Annotated in this window: 18 protein-coding genes; 9 read left to right on the top strand and 9 right to left on the bottom strand. The window is 71.0% G+C overall.

Annotation, left to right across the window (positions count from 1 at the left end):
- Positions 1-52: 52 nt before the first annotated feature.
- On the bottom strand, positions 53-952 hold the full coding sequence (locus tag BLW32_RS23800) for an endonuclease domain-containing protein (protein WP_139286304.1): 900 nt from the start codon (positions 950-952) through the stop codon (positions 53-55).
- Positions 953-1080: 128 nt separating this feature from the next.
- Between BLW32_RS23800 and BLW32_RS23795 the strand changes: the two genes are divergently transcribed.
- The 3 genes from BLW32_RS23795 to BLW32_RS23785 are packed head-to-tail and all read left to right on the top strand — an operon-like array spanning position 1081 to position 4565.
- Complete coding sequence (locus tag BLW32_RS23795) at positions 1081-1971, top strand: phosphoribosylaminoimidazolesuccinocarboxamide synthase (protein WP_068522820.1); 891 nt, start codon at positions 1081-1083, stop codon at positions 1969-1971.
- On the top strand, positions 1968-4058 hold the full coding sequence (locus BLW32_RS23790; protein ID WP_068741455.1) for a S9 family peptidase: 2091 nt from the start codon (positions 1968-1970) through the stop codon (positions 4056-4058). Before BLW32_RS23795 ends, BLW32_RS23790 begins: the two co-directional genes overlap by 4 nt.
- Positions 4059-4067: 9 nt before the next feature.
- Positions 4068-4565, top strand: coding sequence for a hypothetical protein (locus tag BLW32_RS23785; RefSeq protein ID WP_068741456.1), 498 nt, complete (start codon positions 4068-4070; stop codon positions 4563-4565).
- A 68-nt stretch (positions 4566-4633) separates the two neighbouring features.
- Here BLW32_RS23785 and BLW32_RS23780 read toward each other — a convergent pair whose 3' ends face one another.
- Together BLW32_RS23780 and BLW32_RS23775 are read right to left on the bottom strand one after the other, a co-directional pair.
- Positions 4634-6241, bottom strand: a complete 1608-nt coding sequence (locus BLW32_RS23780; protein ID WP_068741457.1) for a DHA2 family efflux MFS transporter permease subunit — start codon at positions 6239-6241, stop codon at positions 4634-4636.
- On the bottom strand, positions 6238-6732 hold the full coding sequence (locus BLW32_RS23775) for a MarR family winged helix-turn-helix transcriptional regulator (protein WP_139286303.1): 495 nt from the start codon (positions 6730-6732) through the stop codon (positions 6238-6240). Before BLW32_RS23775 ends, BLW32_RS23780 begins: the two co-directional genes overlap by 4 nt.
- 81 nt (positions 6733-6813) lie before the next feature.
- On the opposite strand from BLW32_RS23775, the gene BLW32_RS23770 reads away from it, so the two are divergent.
- Positions 6814-7305: a glutathione peroxidase gene (locus BLW32_RS23770; RefSeq protein ID WP_068522815.1), complete on the top strand. Its 492-nt coding sequence runs from the start codon at positions 6814-6816 to the stop codon at positions 7303-7305.
- A 68-nt stretch (positions 7306-7373) separates the two neighbouring features.
- Positions 7374-8072, top strand: coding sequence for a DUF2334 domain-containing protein (locus BLW32_RS23765; RefSeq protein ID WP_068741458.1), 699 nt, complete (start codon positions 7374-7376; stop codon positions 8070-8072).
- A gap of 21 nt (positions 8073-8093) precedes the next feature.
- On the opposite strand, the gene BLW32_RS23760 is transcribed toward BLW32_RS23765, so the two are convergent.
- Both BLW32_RS23760 and BLW32_RS23755 read right to left on the bottom strand, forming a co-directional pair.
- The gene (locus tag BLW32_RS23760) at positions 8094-9458 is read right to left on the bottom strand and encodes an SLC13 family permease (protein WP_068741459.1); all 1365 of its coding nucleotides are present in this window, start codon (positions 9456-9458) and stop codon (positions 8094-8096) included.
- Positions 9459-9548: 90 nt separating this feature from the next.
- Positions 9549-10193: an MBL fold metallo-hydrolase gene (locus tag BLW32_RS23755; protein WP_068741460.1), complete on the bottom strand. Its 645-nt coding sequence runs from the start codon at positions 10191-10193 to the stop codon at positions 9549-9551.
- Between the two features lie 83 nt (positions 10194-10276).
- Here BLW32_RS23755 and purS point away from each other — a divergent pair, with 83 nt between their 5' ends.
- From purS to BLW32_RS23740, 3 genes are read left to right on the top strand one after another with little or no spacing between them, the layout of a single operon-like run.
- Positions 10277-10516 carry a phosphoribosylformylglycinamidine synthase subunit PurS gene (gene purS, locus BLW32_RS23750; protein WP_068522811.1) on the top strand — a complete coding sequence of 80 codons (240 nt, stop codon included), beginning with the start codon at positions 10277-10279 and terminating at the stop codon, positions 10514-10516.
- The gene (gene purQ / locus BLW32_RS23745) at positions 10513-11187 is read left to right on the top strand and encodes a phosphoribosylformylglycinamidine synthase subunit PurQ (RefSeq protein ID WP_068522810.1); all 675 of its coding nucleotides are present in this window, start codon (positions 10513-10515) and stop codon (positions 11185-11187) included. The genes purS and purQ overlap by 4 nt, the downstream gene beginning before the upstream one ends.
- A complete protein-coding gene (locus tag BLW32_RS23740) occupies positions 11187-12464 on the top strand; it encodes a M18 family aminopeptidase (RefSeq protein ID WP_068741461.1) in 1278 nt (425 codons plus the stop codon). Before purQ ends, BLW32_RS23740 begins: the two co-directional genes overlap by 1 nt.
- A 21-nt stretch (positions 12465-12485) precedes the next feature.
- On the opposite strand, the gene BLW32_RS23735 is transcribed toward BLW32_RS23740, so the two are convergent.
- Genes BLW32_RS23735 through BLW32_RS23725 form a run of 3 tightly spaced genes read right to left on the bottom strand, consistent with a single transcriptional unit; the run spans position 12486 to position 15769 of the window.
- Positions 12486-13532 carry a zinc-binding dehydrogenase gene (locus BLW32_RS23735; protein ID WP_068741462.1) on the bottom strand — a complete coding sequence of 349 codons (1047 nt, stop codon included), beginning with the start codon at positions 13530-13532 and terminating at the stop codon, positions 12486-12488.
- A complete protein-coding gene (locus BLW32_RS23730) occupies positions 13529-14299 on the bottom strand; it encodes an SDR family oxidoreductase (protein WP_068741463.1) in 771 nt (256 codons plus the stop codon). Before BLW32_RS23730 ends, BLW32_RS23735 begins: the two co-directional genes overlap by 4 nt.
- Positions 14300-14308: 9 nt before the next feature.
- Positions 14309-15769 carry an MFS transporter gene (locus BLW32_RS23725; protein ID WP_082791367.1) on the bottom strand — a complete coding sequence of 487 codons (1461 nt, stop codon included), beginning with the start codon at positions 15767-15769 and terminating at the stop codon, positions 14309-14311.
- A 192-nt stretch (positions 15770-15961) separates the two neighbouring features.
- On the opposite strand from BLW32_RS23725, the gene BLW32_RS23720 reads away from it, so the two are divergent.
- A complete protein-coding gene (locus tag BLW32_RS23720) occupies positions 15962-17434 on the top strand; it encodes an amino acid permease (RefSeq protein ID WP_068741464.1) in 1473 nt (490 codons plus the stop codon).
- Positions 17435-17451: 17 nt separating this feature from the next.
- Here the strand turns inward: BLW32_RS23720 and dinB are convergent, their stop codons facing one another.
- The gene (gene dinB, locus BLW32_RS23715; RefSeq protein WP_068522805.1) at positions 17452-18663 is read right to left on the bottom strand and encodes a DNA polymerase IV; all 1212 of its coding nucleotides are present in this window, start codon (positions 18661-18663) and stop codon (positions 17452-17454) included.
- Positions 18664-18774: the final 111 nt, after the last annotated feature.

The raw sequence follows: 18774 nt of genomic DNA, 5'->3' as shown, positions 1-18774 counted from the left end.
GAACACCGTTTCTGTTCACCGCGACCTGCGGTTTTGATGTCGGAAACGGTGTTCAATCGGCGGACGTTCGGCGTGCCGGGCGGTTCGGGAGCGTGAGTCTCGGGTTCACGGGCGACGGTCCGCTCCATCCCCGCGTCCGTAGCTCCCGGGCGACGCGGTCCAGGAATTCGGCCCGTCCGCTGAGAAGCGTCGAGGAGGTCGCGCGGATCAGCCCCCTGCCCTGGCCGGTGATCGCGTTCCAGCGAAGGACGTCGGCCCGTTGTTGCTCGTCCGTTCGGTGATACCCACCGTCGTACTCGATCGCGACGCGATATCTCCCGGAGCCGAGGTCGGCGTGGTAGGGCGTCCCGGGAATCGGCTGCTGGGTCCGGAAGAAGCCGAGCCCGGAACGGTGCACTACGAGCCGGCCGTAGGTCTCCCAAGGGGATTGGGAACCGGCATCCGCTTCCGCGAGGACCTCCCGGACCCGGGTGCCGCCGTAGATTCCCGGATGGTCGTCGAGGTACTGCAGGATCGCGCGCTTGGTGGTGATGGACCTACCGGTGGCATCGCGACGGATGAACTGGTCGACCGCCACCACCGCCTCGTCGTTCCGGGTGAGCCGCGCGAGATCGACCACGGTGCGCACGGTGGTCGTGGCGGGCCAGCCCGATACGGTCGTCACGTCCTCGACGGGGAGATGGCCGCACCGGACGATCACGCCCGTGCGCCGGCGCTGTTCCGGCAGCCACAACTCCGGTGGATGCCCCGCCGAGTACGGCACCGCGTGCAACTCCGCGGCACTCCATCCGCAGAATGCTCCCTCCGGGTAGGCGGTCAGCAGAGCGGCTCGGACCCCCTCGATCGTGGCCGAAGCGCCGCCGTCCGCGCGCACGCCGTGGATCACCGACGTGGTGGCGTCGCGGACACTGCGGTCGGAGCGGTCCCTGAGCAGATCCTGCGTGCGTTCCATCATATGAATTGGACGCACCAGCCTCCTGATCGGATCCGTCGGACGATTGAACACCGTTTCTGTTCGCGCCGACCTGCGGTTTTACTGTCAGAAACGGTGTTCAATTGGGAGGGAGATAGGGTGGCGGAGTGCGTCCTGAACTGAGCGAATACACGCCGATCTACTCGGGCAAGGTCCGCGAGCTGTACGAGATCGACGACGAGCACCTGCTGCTCGTCGCGAGCGACCGGATCAGCGCCTACGACTACATCCTGGACACGCCGATCCCCGACAAGGGACGCGTGCTCACGGCGATGTCGGTCTTCTTCTTCGACGCGCTCGGCGTGCCGAACCACCTCGCCGGGCCTGCCGACGACCCGCGCATCCCCGAGTCGGTGCTCGGCCGCGCGCTGGTCACGCGCCGGCTCGACATGGTGCCGGTGGAGTGCGTCGCCCGCGGCTACCTCACCGGCTCCGGCCTCAAGGAGTACCGCGCGAACGGTGAGGTGTGCGGCGTGCCACTGCCGGAGGGCCTGGTCGACGGCAGCCGCATCGATCCGCCGATCTTCACTCCCGCCACCAAGGCCGCCGTGGGCGACCACGACGAGAACGTCTCCTTCGAGCGCGTCGCCGAGGACGTCGGCCTCGAGCTCGCGACGCGCCTGCGCGAGCTAACCCTCGACGTCTACGCCCGCGGCGCCGATATCGCCCGCGAGCGCGGGATCATCCTCGCGGACACCAAGTTCGAGTTCGGACGCAGCTCCGACGGTGACCTCCTCCTCGCCGACGAGGTGCTCACGCCCGACTCCTCCCGCTACTGGGACGGCGCGCTGTACGAGCCCGGCAAGGCGCTGCCCAGCTTCGACAAGCAGATCGTGCGCGACTGGCTCACCAAGGAATCCGGCTGGTCCACCGACGCGGGCACCCCGCCGCCGCCCCTGCCCGCCGACGTGGTCGAGCGCACCCGCGCCCGCTACATCGAGGCGTACGAGCGCATCTCGGGCCTGAGCTTCGCCGACTGGCCGGGCGGAGCGGCATGAGCGCCCCGGCCCAGCCCGTCGCGAAGAAGGTCCCGTCCTCACGGACCTTCCACGGCGACACCGTGATCGACGACTACGCCTGGCTCGCCGACACCAAGAACGATGAGGTGCTCGACTACCTGCGCGCCCACAACGCCTTCACCGAGGCGGCCACCGCGGCCCACGAGCCGTTGCGGGAGGCGATCTTCGGCGAGATCAAGGCGCACACCCAGGAGACCGACATGTCGGTTCCGCAGCGCCGCAGGGGCCACTGGTACTACGCGCGCACCGTCGAGGGCAAGCAGTACGGGATCCACTGCCGCGCACCGATCGCCGGCCCCGACGACTGGACCCCGCCGGTCCTGTCCGACGATCCGCTGCCGGGCGAGCAGGTGCTGCTGGACCTCAACGTCGAGGCGGAGGGGCACGAGTACATCGCCGTCGGCGCCGCCTCCGTCTCGCCCGACGGGACCCTCCTCGCCTTCTCGCTCGACACCTCCGGTGAGGAGCGGTTCACGCTGCGGGTGCGGAACATCGACACCGGGGAGCTGCTGCCGGACACGGTGGAGGGCGCCTTCTACGGGGCCACCTGGGCCCTCGACGGGCGGCACCTGTTCTACACCACCGTCGACGACGCCTGGCGCGCCGACAGCATCTGGCGGCACGAGATCGGTTCCGCCGCGGAGGATGTGCGGGTCTTCCACGAGGCGGATCAACGCTTCGGCGTGGGCATCGGCCTCACCCGCAGTGAGAAGTACCTCATGATCGCGGCCTCGTCGACGCTGAGCTCCGAGACGCACGTGCTCGACGCGACCGACCCCACGGGCGAGTTCCGCCTCCTGCGCCCCCGCGAGGAGGACGTCGAGTACTCGGTCGAGCACGCGGTGCTCGGCGGCGAGGACCGCTTCCTGTTCCTGCACAACCGCACCGGCATCAACTTCGAGCTGGCGTCGGCCCCCGTCGACGCCCCGGACGAATGGACGGTCCTCGTCCCGCACCGCGACGACGTGCGGCTCGAGTACGTGGACGCCTTCGCCCGACGGCTCGCCCTCGGGTACCGGCGGGGCGGCCTGCCGCGGCTCGCGCTCGCCGACGCCACGGCCGCACCGGAGTTCGCCGAATGGGACCCGGGCGAGGAGCTCGTGAATCTCGGCCCCGCCGCGAATCCCGAGTGGGACGCGCCGCGGCTGCGCCTGGCCTACGAGTCCTTCGTGACCCCGGGCACCGTCCTCGAGCTGGACCCGGCGACGGGGGAGCAGACGGTGCTCAAGCGGGCCAACGTCCCCGGCTACGACGCCGCGCTGTACACGGCCGAGCGCCTCTGGGTGACCGCCGGTGACGGCGCGGAGGTACCGGTGTCCGTGGTGTGCCGCAAGGACGTCGGCGACGGGCCCGCGCCCACCCTGCTGTACGGCTACGGCTCCTACGAGGCCACCCTCGATCCCTGGTTCTCCGTCGCCCGGCTCTCGCTCATGGACCGGGGCGTGGTCTTCGTCGTGGCGCACGTGCGCGGCGGCGGCGAGATGGGCCGCGCCTGGTACGACCACGGCAAGCAGTTGGAGAAGCGGAACACCTTCACCGACTTCGTCGACGTCGCACGACATCTCGTCGATACCGGCCGCGCGGAGCCGCGGCGGCTGGTCGCCATGGGCGGCAGCGCCGGCGGCCTGCTCGTCGGCGCGGTGGCGAACCTCGCGCCGGAGCTCTTCTCCGGCATCGTCGCCGACGTGCCCTTCGTGGACCCGCTCACCTCGATCCTCGACCCGAGCCTGCCGCTCACCGTGGGGGAGTGGGACGAGTGGGGCAATCCGCTCGAGAGCGCCGAGGTGTACCGCTACATGCGCGACTACTCGCCGTACGAGAACGTCGCCGCGAGGCCCTACCCGGCGATCCTCGCCACCACCTCGCTCAACGACACCCGCGTGCTCCCCACCGAGCCCGCGAAGTGGGTGGCGAAGCTCCTCGACCACAGCACGTCCGGCGAGCAGATCCTGCTCAAGACGGAGATGGTCGCCGGGCACGCCGGCGTCAGCGGGCGCTACGCGAAGTGGCGCGAGACCGCCTTCGAGTACGCCTGGGTCCTCGACAGGCTGGGCGCCGCGCAGTAGCTTGCAGTCATGAAGAAGCTCCTCGCGGGCCTCGCCTGCGCCGCGCTCCCGCTGGTCGCCGCCGCTCCGGCCCAGGCGGCCCCGGGCGCCGCGGGCCCGACGGTGACCTACTCCTCCGTCGGGCCGGCCACGGCGCCGGAGTACCACGTCGAGTACGTCATCACCGTGCGCGGCGGCGTCGCGACGGCGAAGGTGGGCGGGTACGGCACCGCCGACGGGACGGCGAAACCCGCGAGGACGGAGACGAAGCGCCTCGACCACGCGGCGCAGCGGGCGCTCGTGCAGACCGCCCCGTCGATCCCCGCCCCGGCCACGGGCACGCCCTGCCCGGGAGCGTCCACGAGCCGGCTGACCTACGAGATGGGCCGGGCCGCGCCGCGGAAGACCGTCGCCTACAGCTGCGCCGCGGGAGACCGTGGCGACGCCGCGGCGATCAGCCGCTACATGGCGCCGGTCGAGAGGCTCTTCACCGTGCTGCCGAGCGTGACCTTCACCGTCACCCGGTAGAGCTCCCGCGGAAACGAGAAGTGCCCGGCCCCCATCGGGGACCGGGCACTCGTCGGATCAGGCGATGATCAGTGCGGCATGACCATCTGCCGCTCGGCGGCCTCGGTGTCGGCCTCGTGCGAACGGGGCAGGAAGAACGCCGGGATGATGCACAGCGCGACCAGGACCGCGGCCACGAAGTACGTGTTCCCGAAGGCCTCCGCCGCGAACGGCAGGTTGTCGTGCAGGAACTTCGAGAAGCCGGTCTCGCCCTGGAACATCGCGATGCCGCCCTCGCGGGCCTCGGGGCTCGAGTTCAGGCCGAAGGCCAGCGCACCGGTGTGCTTCTCGCCCTGCGGGGTCTGCATGGCCGGGCCCGCGTTGGTGAGCCAGTTGGTGAACAGCACCGAGAAGATCGCGGTACCCATCGACGCGGCGATCTGCTGGACGATGTTCGTCAGCGTGGAACCGCGGGAGATGGACTCGGGTGCCAGGGTGCGGATCGCGGCCGACATCGTCGGCATCATCGTCATACCCATGCCGAGGCCCTGGATGAGCAGCGAGCCCAGCAGGATCCAGTACGGGGTCTCCGCGGTGAGCTGCGTGAAGGCGATCATGCCGCCGGTGATCAGCGCGAGGCCGGTCATGACGAACTTGCCCGGGCCCATCTTGTCGGTGAGCACGCCGGCGATCGGCATGGTCAGCATGGCGCCGAGGCCCTGCGGGGCGAGCAGCAGGCCGGCCATGAGGGTCGACTCGCCGCGGATGCCGATGAAGTACTGCGCGTACAGGATCGAGCTGCCGAAGAACGCCATCGCGAACATCGCGAAGGTGATCATGGCGACCGTCATGTTCCGGTTCTTGAACAGCCGCAGGTCGAGCAGCGGCAGCTTGGCGCGGAGCGCCCAGAACACGAACCCGACGATCAGCACCAGGCCGACGACGGTGGCGGGGATGACCCGGCCGGTGTACATCGACGAATCCGACTGCGCCTCGGGGATCGAGGAGACACCGAACAGGAACAGCGCGAGGCCGGGCGAGAGCAGCACGAAACCGACGAGGTCGAACTTCTGGCCCTTGACGGGCTCGTCCTTGTCCAGCACGAACCAGGCGTAGACGATCGCGATCGCGCCGATCGGGACGTTGATCAGGAAGATCCAGTGCCACGAGAAGGACTCGATCAGCCAGCCGCCGAGGATGGGGCCGCCGATGGGGCCGAGCAGCATCGGGATGCCGAGCACGGCCATGACGCGGCCGATGCGCTCCGGGCCGGCGGCCCGGGTCAGGATCATCATGCCGAGCGGCATGAGCATGCCGCCGCCGAGGCCCTGGAGGACCCGGTACAGGATCAGCAGGTCGATCGACGTCGCGGTGGCGCACAGCGCCGAACCCGCCACGAACATCGCGGTCGCGGCCATGTACAGCCGCTTGGTGCCGAATCGGTCGGCGGCCCAACCGGTCACGGGGATGACGGCGGCGAGCGCCAGGGTGTACCCGGTCATCGTCCAGGCGACCGTGGCGGGCGACGCGCCCCACTGGGCCTGGAAGGTGTTCTGCGCGACGGCCACGATCGTCATGTCCAGGATGGCCATGATCGACCCGAGGACGACCACGCCGGCCACCATCAGGACGCGACGGTCGAGGCCCTCACCCGCGTGCGGGATCCCGCTCTTGTCGAGCGTGTTCTCGGTACTCATGCGTTCTCTTTCATTGCGGTGAAGAAGGGGTTCGGAGGGATCAGGCCCTCGTCGAGGATCTCGACCATCACGTCGTGCAGCCTGATGCGCAGCGCGAGCGGGAGGCGCTCCGCGAAACTCAGCACCTCACGGTGCTTGTCGCTGACCGCGGACGCAACTGTTTTTCGCCCGAGGTCGGTGATGGTCAGGTTCTTGATCCGGCGGTCCGAGGCGTCCTCACGCCGATCCACCATCTCGAGCTGGACAAGTTTCTCCACGTTCCGTCCCGTGGCGGCGACGGACAGCCCCAGATCGTCGGCGAGCCGGTTGATCGGGAGCGGGGCCTCGGCGGCCGTGAGCTGCAGCAGGATGTGGAACTGGTGCGCGGTGATGTCCGACGACAGCATCGTGCCCAGACTCTCCTGCGTGACATTGCACATGAGTCGGCCCATGAACTCGCTGAAGACCGCGGTGAGGTCTTCCGGAGTCACGTCCGTGGAGGTTGCTTGCACCCAAAAACGATAACTCTGGCGCAACCATTGCGCAATCGAGATAGATGTGTCCTGCGTTACATCCCGCGTAGGCTCGGGCGCATGACCGCTCTCGACTCCATCGCCCTCACCACGCTCGACGGTGCCGCCACCTCCCTCGCCGACTACGCCGGCCGGGCCGTCCTCGTCGTCAACGTCGCCAGCAAGTGCGGCCTGACGCCGCAGTACGCCGGCCTCGAGGCCCTCGCGACCCGGTACGCCGACCGCGGCCTGACGGTGCTCGGCGTGCCCTGCAACCAGTTCGCGGGCCAGGAGCCCGGCACCGCCGAGGAGATCGCGACGTTCTGCTCGACGAGTTACGGCGTGACGTTCCCGCTGCTGGCGAAGACCGAGGTCAACGGCGAGAACCGGAGCCCGCTCTACGCCGAACTGACCAAGACCCCGGACGCCGAGGGCGAGGCCGGCGACATCCAGTGGAACTTCGAGAAGTTCCTCGTCGCTCCGGATCACGCGAGCGTGCAGCGCTTCCGGCCCCGCACCGAACCGGAGTCGGACACCGTCGTCTCCGCGATCGAGGCAGTGCTGCCCGCCTGACCGCGCAGTTGGGCGACACGTAACCTTCCATCCCCGAACGGGACACCTGGGGCGCGCACACTGCGGATATGAGCTCGCCGCTGTACGTCTCCGTCTCCGCCCTCTCCGACGCCACCCGCGCGGACGCGGAACGGTTCGCAGCGCAGATGGACGAGCGCGGTGTGCCCGTCTCGCTGCTCGTGGCGCCCCGCCTGAAGGGCAAGTACAAGCTGGTCGACGACCCGTCGACCCAGTCCTTCCTGCGGGAGCGCCGCGCCGCGGGCGACGCGATCGTGCTCAACGGCTACGACCAGGCGGCCACGAAGCGCCGCCGCGCCGAGTTCTCCACCCTCGGCGCCCATGAGGCCGCGCTGCGCCTCGCCGCCGCCGACCGCGTGCTGGAGACGGTGGGGCTGCGCACCCGCGTCTTCGCCGCACCCCGCTGGAACGCGTCCACCGGCGCGGTCCTCGCGTTGCCGGACGCCGGCTTCCGGCTCAACCTCGGGTACACCGCGATCGCCGACCTCGTCACCGGTGAGGAGGAGAAGGCCCGCGTGCTCGGTATCGGCGATGGCTTCCTCAGCGAGCCCTGGTGGTGCCGGGCGCTGCTCGCCCAGGCCAACCGCATCGCCCGACGGGGCGGCACGCTCCGCCTGGCGGTCGACGCCCGCCGGCTGGCCTCGTCGACCGTCTCTCGGACGATGCTCGACGCCGTCGACCTCGCGCTGCATCACGGCGCGGCCCCCGTCGTCTACGAGCACCGCGCCCGGGTCCTCGTCGCGGCCTGACCGCCCGCGGCCGGGCGCCGGTCAGGCCGTCGGCACGACGAGCACGGCCCACGCGAGGAGCGGGCCGAGCACGACGATCGACATCCCCCACTGCATGAGCCGCCGGAAGACCATGTCGCGGAGGTCGGGCTCGGTGTTCGCGACCACCAGGGCGCCGTTGGTGGAGAACGGGCTGCAGTCGACGACGGAGCTCGAGATCGCGAGCGCGGCGATCAGTCCGACGGCGCTCACCTGATCGGTCAGCAGGAAGGGCACGGCCAGCGGGATCAGCGCGCCGATGATGCCGGTCGTGGAGGCGAACGCGGAGACCACGGCGCCGATGAGACAGATCAGCAGGGCCGCGACGAGTGGCGAGCCGACCTTCGCGACCCCGTCGCCGAGCCAGTCGACCACGCCCTCCTTCTGCAGCAGCGCGACGTACGTGACGATGCCCGCGATGAGCAGCACGGTGCTCCAGCTGATCTTCTCCACGGCGTCCTTCGCGGACTCCGGGAACGCGAGGGTGAGGACGACCGCGATCGCCAGGGCGGTGAAGCCGACGTCGAGGTCGAAGCCGAGGGCGCCGACGATGAGCGCCACCAGCCCGGCGAGGGTGCCGATCCGCTGCGCATCGAGCCTGGTCACGTCGTCGTGGCCGTCGTCGGAGGGTTCCTCGCCGAGCCGCTGCACCTCGGCGGCCGAGTGCGGCTCGGTCGTGGGGCGGGCGGCCGAGGTCGCGGCGTGCGCGGCGGACTCGGCGGTCGCGCCGAGAGTGGCCAGGGCGTCGGCGTCGGCGCCCCGGGCGATCAGCTCGCGCCCGCCGAAGGCGGCGAAGGCGACGACGGCGATCACCGCGCACGCGACGAAGGTCGAGCCGAACAGGAAGAGCGGGCTGCCCGGCAGGTCGTTCGCGTCGACGACCCCGTTCGTGATCGACCCGAAGATGCCGATGGGGGAGAAGCTTCCGGCGGTGGCGCCCTGCACGACCATCATCCCCATGAGCACGGGGTGGATCCGGTAGCGCAGGGCGAAGCCCGCGGCCACCGGCGCGACGATCGCGACGGCCGCCGGGCTGACCGCGCCGATCGCGGTCACCGCGGCGCACACCGCGAACATGGCCCAGGGGATCAGCGCCACGCGGCCGCGGACCGCGCGCACGGCGCCGTGCACGATCCAGTCGACGGTGCCGTTGTTCTTCGCGAGCGCGAACAGGTACGTGACGCCGACCAGGATGACGAAGAGCTCGGCGGGGAAGCCCTTGAGGACCTCCTTCGAGTCGACGCCGAACACCGCGAGGCCCACGACGAAGGCGGCGACGAGGGCCAGTGCGCCCATGTTGACGCCGCGGACCGTCGCGATCAGGAAGACGACGACGAGGACGGCGAGCGCGATCACCTCGGGTGACACCGTGAAGTTCCCCTTCCGAAATATGTGACCTAGGTCATATCACGGTGTGCAGGGGTGCCGGGGCCGCCCGGCCGGATCGGCGGCCGCCGCCTAGAACTCGCGCACGTCCTCCGCGTCCCACGGGACGAGCTCGGCACCGTCGGGGCGCATGTCGGTGAGCCGGCCGAGGTAGATCCCGGAGCCCTCCACGGAGAGCAGCGCGTCGTGGATGGGGACCGCGACGGCGGGGCGGACCGCCCGGAAGAAGTCGACGGTCTCGCTGATCCGGCACCACGGCGCGTTCACGGGCAGGCCCAGCACGTCGACGGGCACGTCGGGCACGAACAGCGCGTCCCCGGGGTGGTAGAAGCGGCCGATGCGCTCCTCGTCGCCCAGCAGGATCGACGTGTTGTCGATCGTCGGCAGGTCGGGGTGGATGACGGCGTGCGTACCGCCGACGGCCCTCGCGATGAGATTGCCGATGCCGTAGTCGTGGCCGGGGAGTGCCGCGATCCAGCGGCCGCCGCGCGCGGCCGCGGTGGTCGGATCGGCGAACAGCTGCGCGTCGGGATTGGCGTCGACGAGGGCGTCGATCCGGGCGGGGTCGATGTGATCGGGGTGCTGGTGGGTGACGACGATCGCGTCCAGCCCGGTGAGCCCCTCGAAGCCGTGGGAGAAGGTACCGGGGTCGAAGAGCACGCGCGTCTCGGACATCTCCACGAGGACGCACGAATGGTGGAAGTGGGTGAGTCGCATGTCGCCAGTATGCGCCGGTAAACTCATGGACACAGCGCGATCGACACCCCGAGCGCGCGGTCGAATCGAGAGGGAGCCGCAACGTGGCACGGATTGTGGTGGACGTGATGCCGAAGGCCGAGATCCTGGACCCGCAGGGGAAGGCGATCGTCGGCGCACTCGACCGCCTCGGCTTCGCCGGCGTCGCGGATGTGCGGCAGGGCAAGCGGTTCGAGCTCGAGGTCGAGGGCGACCTCAGCGACGACCAGCTCGAGAAGATCGCGGCCGACGTGCTCGCGAACACCGTCATCGAGGACTTCACCGTCACCCGGGTCGACGCATGACCCGGGTCGGCGTCATCACCTTCCCCGGCACGCTCGACGACGTCGACGCGGCGCGCGCGGTGGAGCGGGCGGGCGGCGAGGCCGTCTCGCTCTGGCACAAGGACCACGACCTCCAGGGCGTCGACGCGGTCGTCGTGCCCGGCGGCTTCTCCTACGGCGACTACCTGCGCGCCGGCGCCATCGCCTCCCTCGCGCCCGTGATGACCGAGGTCGTCGAGGCCGCGGGCAAGGGCATGCCGGTGCTGGGCATCTGCAACGGCTTCCAGATCCTCTGCGAGGCGGGCCTGCTCCCCGGCGCGCTGGTGCGCAACGAGGGCCTGCACTTCATCTGCCGCGACGAGTGGCTGCGCGTCGAGGCCACGAACACCGCCTGGACCTCCCGCTACGAGCCGGGTGCCGAGATCCTGGTGCCGCTCAAGTCGGGCGAGGGACGCTACGTCGCCGACGAGCGCACCCTCGACGAGCTCGAGGGCGAGGGCCGCGTGGCCTTCCGCTACGCCGCCGGCAACCCGAACGGCGCCATGCGCGGCATCGCGGGCATCGCCTCGGCCGACGGCCGCGTCGTCGGCCTCATGCCGCACCCGGAGCACGCCACCGAAGCGCTCACCGGACCGTCGGACGACGGCCTGGGCATCTTCTACTCCGCGCTGGACGCGGTGCTGTCGGCCTGATGACCGCCGCCACCGGAGCGAGCGCCGAGGGCCTGTGCGCCTTCGTCGACGCGTCGCCGTCGCCGTTCCACGTGTGCCGGACGGTGGCCCGCCGCCTCGGTGACGCCGGGTACACCGAGCTCGTCGAGCACGACGTCTGGCCGGGGCCCGGCAAGTACTTCGTGGTGCGCGGCGGCTCGATCATCGCCTTCGACTCGTCGCACTGCGAGCACGGGGAGCTCCCCGCGTTCCGCATCGTCGGCGGCCACACCGACAGCCCGAACCTGCGCGTCAAGCAGCATCACGACGCGGAATCGGCCGGGCTGGCGCAGGTGCTCCTCGAGCCCTACGGCGGGGCGTGGCTCAACTCCTGGCTCGACCGCGACCTCGGGGTCTCGGGGCGGATCGCCGTGCGCGAGGGCGGCAGGGTCGTGCACACGCTGGTGCGCATCGACGAGCCGCTGCTGCGCGTGCCCCAGCTGGCGATCCACCTCTCGGAGAACCGCAAGGGCGTCGAGCTCGACCCGCAGCGGCACCTGCATGCGATCTGGGGCACCTCCGGCGCGGGCGGCTTCCTGTCGCGCGTCGCCGCCTCGGAGGGGTACGCCGCCGACGACGTGCTCGGTTTCGAGCTGATGACGCACGACCTGGCGCCCTCGCGCACGGTCGGGGCCGACGGTGCCCTCGTCTCCGCGCCCCGGCTCGACAACCAGGGCACCTGCTACGCGGGCACCGAGGCGTTGCTGGCGGGCGCGCCGGTCGACGGGATCGTGCCCGTGCTGGCGCTGTTCGACCACGAGGAGGTCGGCTCGGGCTCCGACCGCGGCGCCGCGTCCGACTTCCTGATCACGGTGCTGGAGCGGATCGGCCTGTCGCACAGCCTCAGCCGCGAGGACTTCCTGCGCACGCTCAGCCTGTCCGCGGTGGCGTCCGGCGACATGGCGCACGCGACGCATCCGAACTACCCGGACCGGCACGAGCCCGCGCACCACATCGCCGTGAACGGCGGCCCCGTGCTCAAGGTGAACCAGAATCTGCGCTACGCCTCGGACTCCGACGGCGAGGCGCTGTTCGCCGTCGCCGCCGAGCAGGCCGGGGTGCCGCTGCAGCGGTACGTGCACCGCGCCGACCTGCCCTGCGGTTCGACGATCGGCCCGATCACCGCGGCCCGCACCGGCCTGACCACGGTCGACGTGGGCGCTCCCCAGCTCGCGATGCACAGCGCCCGCGAGCTCATGGGCTCCGCCGACATCGGGTACTACTCGGCGGCGCTCGCGGCCTTCCTCGCGCCCACCTGAGCCTGGTCGATCCGTCGCGGATCAGCCCCGGAAGTCCAGCAGCACCTTGCCGGACGCCGCGGCGTCGCGGGCGATGGCGAACGCCTCGAGAGCGTCCGCGGCGGGCAGCACGTGGGTCACCACGCCGCGCACGTCCAGCGAGCCGTCGGCGAGCGCGGCGATCACGTCGTCGATCTCGTCGTTGAACCGCAGCGCCCCGCGCAGATCCAGCTCGCGGGTGATGGCCTGCGCCGCGGGGAAGTCGATGTCGCCCGCGCGCTGCAGCCCGAGCAGCACCACGACGCCGCCGCGCGCCGCAGCGTCGACGGCGGCGTGCAGACCGGGCACCGTGCCGGAGGACTCGATCACCACATCCGCGTGCAGGGCGGCGATCGCCTCGGACTCGCGGGCGTCGAGCACCACGGCGGCGCCCAGCGCCCGCGCGCGTTCGCGCGGTTCGGCGGCGACGTCGGTGGCGACGACCTCGGCGGCGCCGTGGTGCAGCGCCACCGCGATCGCGAGCAGCCCGATCGGGCCCGCGCCGATCACCGCCACCCGTTTGCCCGCGACGTCGCCGGCCCGCTCCACGCCGTGCCAGGCGACCGCGGCGGGCTCGATGAGCGCGGCGTCGCGCGGGGCGATCCCCGCGGGCAGCACGCGCAGCATCCGGGTGGGGAGCGCGACGCGGCGGGCGAAGGCCCCGTCGCAGTGCGGGACGTGCGCCGCCGAGCCCAGGTACGTGGACGCGGGCGCGAGATTCGGGCGGTCCGCCGGGTACGGCACCCCGTCGACCCCGTGCGGTGTGCCGGGGTGCACGGCGACGGGCGTCCCCGCCGCGGGCCCCGACCCGTCGGCCGCGGCCCGCGCGACGGTGCCGACGACCTCGTGCCCGAGCACCATCGGGGCGCGCAGGATCGAGGTCCCGGCGGCGCCGTGCAGCCAGTAGTGCAGGTCGGACCCGCAGATCCCGCCGTAGTCGATCGTGATCACGGCCTCGTCGGGGGCGGGCACCGGCTCGGGGAGCTCCTCCACGCGGAGGTCATCGGCCGCGTACGCGACGACGCCCAGGTTCACAGCGTTCTCCTTCATACGACGGCCGTCATGCCGCCGTCGACGTACAGGACCTGCCCGTTGACGAACGCGGACGCCTCGGACGCGAGGAAGACCAGCGGCCCCACCAGGTCCGTGACGTCGCCCCAGCGCGCGGCCGGGGTGCGGCCGGCCACCCACGCGGAGAACTCGGCGTCGTCCACGAGGGCCTGCGTCAGCTCGGTGGCGAAGTAGCCGGGGGCGATGGCGTTGGCGGTGATGCCGTGCGGCGCGAGCTCGGCGCAGAGACCCTTGGTCAGCATGACGATGCCGCCCTTGGTCGCCGCGTAGGGCGTGATGTTCGGCCGCGCGAGCTGCGACTGCACCGAGCCGACGTTGACGATCCGTCCGCTGCCGCGCGCGATCATGCCCGCCGCGACGCGCTTCGCGACGAGGAAGGCACTCGTGAGGTTGGTGGCGATCAGGGCGTTCCAGTCGGCGGCCGGGAACTCGGTGAGTGGGTGCCGGATCTGCATGCCCGCGTTGTTGACCAGCACGTCCGGGGTGCCGTGCTCGGCCTCGATCCCGCCGATCGCCGCGTCGACCGCGGCCTCGTCGGTCACGTCGAAGGCCGTGGCGTGCACGGGGTTCCCGGTCCTGATCTCCCCGGCGGCGAGGCGGGCCGCGGCGAGGTCGCGGCCGTGCACGATGACGGTGGCGCCCGCCGCCGAGAGGCCCTCGGCGAGGCGTCGGCCGATGCCGCGGGTGCTGCCGGTGACGAGCGCGGTGCGGCCCGTCAGGTCGAAGGCGGAGGTGTCGCTGGGCATGGGGGCCTTTCAGTGCGCGGCGGACGGCGCCGGCGTCGCGGGAGCGGGAACCGGGGCGGGGGAGGGGAAGTCGAGCGTGCTCAGCGCGGCGGTGCCGGGGACGGCGTACCCCGCGCCGGCTTCGGCGTCCGAGATCTTCACGGCGTCGTCGGTGCGGGTGAGGTCGCGGCCCACCGTCTCGGGCACGAGGAACGTGCTCGCGGCGGTGATGGTGCACAGCGCGACCATGTACAGGCCGAGCACGAGCCAGTTCCCGTCGGTGACCTTGATCAGGTAGGCGCCGAGCACGCCCGCCACGCCGCCGGCGAGGACGGCGGAGATCTCGCGGGCCATGGCCACGCCCAGGTACCGGTGCCGCGCACCGAACATCTCGGGGATCAGGGCGCACTGCGGGCCGAGCATCGAGTTCACGCCCACACCGATGCCGATCGCGATGACCGCGACCGCGATCGCGTGGTTGTGCAGCGTCAGCGCCCACCAGGCGGGCAGCGCGTAGACGAGCAGGAACAGGGCCCCGGCGCGGTAGACGACGCGGCGGCCGAACCGGTCGGAGAGGTGCCCGGTGAACGGGACGGAGAAGACGCCGATGAGCGAGCCGATCGTGACGCCCCACGTGAGCACGCCCTTGTCGGCGCCGGGCCCGGTGACGCTGACGAAGAAGGACAGGGCCAGCGCCTGGAACATGTACGAGCCGCCGTTCTCCGCCATCCGCAGGCCGATGCCCACGAGCACGCCGGGGAAGCCGTGCTTGAACAGCTCGCGGACGGGCTTGTCGGCGACCTGCTCGTGCTTCTCCAGCTCGACGAAGGTCGGCGTCTCCTGCAGCTTCATCCGGATGGCGACGGCGAGCAGGATCAGCAGGAAGGACGAGAGGAAGGGGATGCGCCAGCCCCAGCTGAGCATCGCCTCCTCGGGCAGTTGACTGATCAGGGTGAAGACCAGCGCGGCGAGCAGCGTGCCGGCCTGGATGCCGATGAAGGGCAGCGCCGAGAAGAAGCCGCGCCGCTTAACCGGCGCGTACTCGGCCATGAGCACCGTCGACCCCGCTTGCTCGGCGCCGGCGCCGAAGCCCTGGAGCAGCCGCAGCGTGACCAGCATGATGGGCGCCCAGATGCCGATCGACTCGTAGGTGGGTAGCAGGCCGATCAGGGTGGAGGCGCCGCCCATCAGCATGATCGTGATGACCAGCACCGCCTTGCGGCCGACCTTGTCGCCGAGGCGGCCGAAGAAGAGGCCGCCGAAGGGACGGGCGGCGAAGCCGACGCCGAAGGTCGCGAAGGCCGCCACCGTCGCCATCGCCGGATCGCCCTGCGGGAAGAACAGCACGTTGAAGATCAGGGCGGTGGAGAGGCCGTACAGCGCGAAGTCGAAGTACTCGAGGGCGCTGCCGATGCTGGAGGCCAGGGTCGCGCGCTTGAGGTTGGCGGCGTACTCGGGGTCCTGCTCGGGCGAGGTGGTGGTGGTCGACAACGGCGTCTCCTTCGAACCATCGGCTCGTGACCGGCGTCACATCCGATGCTCTGAAGCTAACACTAGATCGAACGCCGTACAACCAGCTGAACAAAATGGCCGCCCGGCGGTGCGCCGCGAGGAGGAGGCGGCGGGGCCGTGGCGGCTCCCCGAGTGAACTGCGCCTCACCGAAGCGATTAGGGTCCCGAATCATGACCACGTCACCTGCGGCACCGTCCGACCCGGAGGAGGGTGAGCAGCTCACCCGAGCCCTGAGCAACCGCCACATCCAGCTCATCGCGATCGGCGGCGCCATCGGCACCGGCCTGTTCATGGGCTCCGGCAAGACGATCTCGGTCGCCGGGCCGTCGGTGATCCTCGTGTACATGGTGATCGGCTTCATGCTCTACTTCGTCATGCGCGCGATGGGCGAGCTCCTGCTCAGCCGCACCGGATACCGCAACTTCTCCGACTTCGCCGGCGACATCCTCGGCCCGTGGGCCGCGCACTTCACCGGCTGGACCTACTGGTTCTGCTGGGTGGTCACCGCCGTCGCGGACGTGGTCGTGATCGCGTCCGTCTACATCACCTTCTGGGCGAAGGACATCCCGCCGTGGATCCCCGCGGTCGCCGTGATCGTGCTGCTCATCGGCCTCAACCTGCCGACGGTCCGCGCCTTCGGCGAGACCGAGTTCTGGTTCGCCATGATCAAGATCATCGCCATCGTGGCGCTCATCGTCGTCGGCGCGGTGCTCATCATCACCGGCTTCGAGCACGACGGTGCGCGCGCCTCGCTCGCCAACCTGTGGGAGCACGGCGGCGTCTTCCCGCAGGGCTTCATGGGCTTCGTCGCGGGCTTCCAGATCGCCGTCTTCGCGTTCGTCGGCATCGAGCTCGTGGGCACCGCGGCCGCCGAGACCAAGAACCCCGAGAAGAACCTGCCCCGCGCGATCAATGCGATCCCGATCCGCATCCTGCTCTTCTACGTCGGCTCGCTGGTGATCCTGATGTCGGTCGTGCCGTGGGACCGGTTCAGCAAGGACGAGTCCCCGTTCGTCATGCTCTTCACCCTCGCCGGGCTCGGCGCCGCCGCGCACCTGGTGAACGCGGTGGTGCTCACCTCCGCCATGTCGTCGGCGAACTCGGGCATCTACTCCACCTCGCGCATGGTCTACGGCCTCGCCACCGAGGGCGACGCCCCGAAGGTCTTCGCCAAGCTCTCCGGTCGCAAGGTGCCGCAGAACGCGCTCTTCCTCACGGGCGTGATGCTGCTGTCGTCGGTGGTGCTACTCGGCTTCGGTCTGGACAAGTCCGCCGGATTCACCGTGGTCACCACGGTCTCGTCGCTGTGCTTCATGTTCGTCTGGACGATCATCCTGGTCAGCTACCTGGTGTACCGGTCGCGGCGCCCGCAGGCGCACGCCGAGAGCGCGTTCAAGATGCCGCTCGGCACCGTGATGCCGTGGGTGATCTTCGCCTTCTTCCTGTTCCTGCTGTGGGCCTTCACCCGCGAGACCGACACGTTGCAGGCCATGCTGGTCACCCCGATCTGGTTCCTCATCGTCGGCGCCGCGTACCTCGTGCTGCGCCGCAACCCGGAGCACCTCGCCGCCCGGCAGGCGTTCGCCGCCCGCGTCGCGGAGGAGAAGCGGGCCGCCGCGCAGTGGCGGTCCGCCCAGGGCTGATCGGGCCGACGGCGCGTCTAGTCCTGCTCGGTCAGCATCGGTGCGTCCGGGCCGAGGGGGCGGTGCAGGAGCGAGCCGCGGGTCACGGCCGCACGCCCGTACCGGGTGCGCAGCGAGTCCATCGCGAGGTCCAGGTCGGCGTCGTGCTCGCCGCCGTCGAACGGCAGGGCCAGCTGCACCGCGCCGTGGTTCTCCAGGTTCGCCAACGAGAGCCCGATCAGGGTGCAGCCGCGCTCGCGCACGAGCGGCATCGCCTCGTCGAGCAGGCCCCGCGCGGTGGCGAGCACGACTTCCGTCCGGTCGGTCGGTTCACGCAGGGAGCGGGACCGGGTGACGGACGTGAAATCGTCGAACCGCAGCCGTAGTTCGACGGTCCGCGTCACGCGCCCCGCGGCGCGCAGTCGCTCGCCCAGGCGGTCCACGATCGCGAGGGCGGTGCCCTCGATCTCCGTCTCCGACGTCATCCGGCGGCCCAGGGCCCGCTGCGCGCCGATCGACTTGCGCCGCCGTCCGGTGTCGACGCGGCGGGGGTCGTGCGCCATGGACAGCGCGTACAGGTGTCGCGCGGTGCCCCGCCCGAGGAAGGACGCCAGGCGGTGCTCGCCCAGCTCCGCGATCTGCCCGACGGTGCCGACCCCCACCTCGTGCAGCTTGGCCTCGGTCTTGGGGCCCACGCCCCACAGCCGCCGCACGGGCAGCGGGTGCAGGAACTGCAGCTCCGTGCCCGGTGGGACCTCGAGCAGCCCGTCGGGTTTGCCGACGGCGCTGGCGACCTTGGCGAGGAACTTGCTGCGCGCGACGCCGACCGTGATCGGCAGCCCGACCTCCGTGCGCACCCGCTCGCGCAGCCGGGCCGCGATCTCCACCGGAGTGCCGCGGATGCCGCGGAGGCCGCCCACGTCGAGGAAGGCCTCGTCGACGGACAGGCCCTCGACCAGCGGGGTGGTGTCCCGGAAGATCTCGAAGACCCGGCGGCTGGCCTCCATGTACGCGTCGAACCGGGGCGGCTGGGTGATCGCGAACGGCGCGAGCGCCAGGGCCTCGCGGTGCGGCATCGGGGAGCGGACGCCCTTCGCCTTCGCCTCGTAGCTGGCGGCGAGCACGACGCCCGAGCCGACGAGGACGGGCCGGCCGCGCAGCCACGGGTGGTCGCGCTGCTCGACCGAAGCGTAGAAGGAGTCGAGATCGGCATGGAGGATCGACGCCTCGGCCCGCGCGTCCATGCTCATGGCGGCAGTATCGCGCCGAGGTCCGACAAGTGATCTGAGGCACACTGGGTTGGGAAAAGGGCAACCGTGCTCCGCGCCGATCCGTGCACCGTAATCGGGCGGTAAAGCCAC

Source organism: Tsukamurella tyrosinosolvens, from assembly GCF_900104775.1.
GTDB lineage: Bacteria > Actinomycetota > Actinomycetes > Mycobacteriales > Mycobacteriaceae > Tsukamurella > Tsukamurella tyrosinosolvens.
This window is presented reverse-complemented; position numbering and strand designations above follow the sequence as displayed.

Bases quoted from the DNA above. Each gene is read 5' to 3' on its own strand.
- BLW32_RS23780 (WP_068741457.1), bottom strand. From the start codon at position 6,241: ATGAGTACCGAGAACACGCTCGACAAGAGCGGGATCCCGCACGCGGGT.
- BLW32_RS23740 (WP_068741461.1), top strand. From the start codon at position 11,187: ATGACCGCCGCCACCGGAGCGAGCGCCGAGGGCCTGTGCGCCTTCGTC.
- BLW32_RS23800 (WP_139286304.1), bottom strand. From the start codon at position 952: ATGGAACGCACGCAGGATCTGCTCAGGGACCGCTCCGACCGCAGTGTC.
- BLW32_RS23720 (WP_068741464.1), top strand. From the start codon at position 15,962: ATGACCACGTCACCTGCGGCACCGTCCGACCCGGAGGAGGGTGAGCAG.
- BLW32_RS23730 (WP_068741463.1), bottom strand. From the start codon at position 14,299: ATGCCCAGCGACACCTCCGCCTTCGACCTGACGGGCCGCACCGCGCTC.
- BLW32_RS23770 (WP_068522815.1), top strand. From the start codon at position 6,814: ATGACCGCTCTCGACTCCATCGCCCTCACCACGCTCGACGGTGCCGCC.
- BLW32_RS23735 (WP_068741462.1), bottom strand. From the start codon at position 13,532: ATGAAGGAGAACGCTGTGAACCTGGGCGTCGTCGCGTACGCGGCCGAT.
- BLW32_RS23755 (WP_068741460.1), bottom strand. From the start codon at position 10,193: ATGCGACTCACCCACTTCCACCATTCGTGCGTCCTCGTGGAGATGTCC.
- BLW32_RS23785 (WP_068741456.1), top strand. From the start codon at position 4,068: ATGAAGAAGCTCCTCGCGGGCCTCGCCTGCGCCGCGCTCCCGCTGGTC.
- dinB (WP_068522805.1), bottom strand. From the start codon at position 18,663: ATGAGCATGGACGCGCGGGCCGAGGCGTCGATCCTCCATGCCGATCTC.
- BLW32_RS23765 (WP_068741458.1), top strand. From the start codon at position 7,374: ATGAGCTCGCCGCTGTACGTCTCCGTCTCCGCCCTCTCCGACGCCACC.
- purQ (WP_068522810.1), top strand. From the start codon at position 10,513: ATGACCCGGGTCGGCGTCATCACCTTCCCCGGCACGCTCGACGACGTC.
- BLW32_RS23790 (WP_068741455.1), top strand. From the start codon at position 1,968: ATGAGCGCCCCGGCCCAGCCCGTCGCGAAGAAGGTCCCGTCCTCACGG.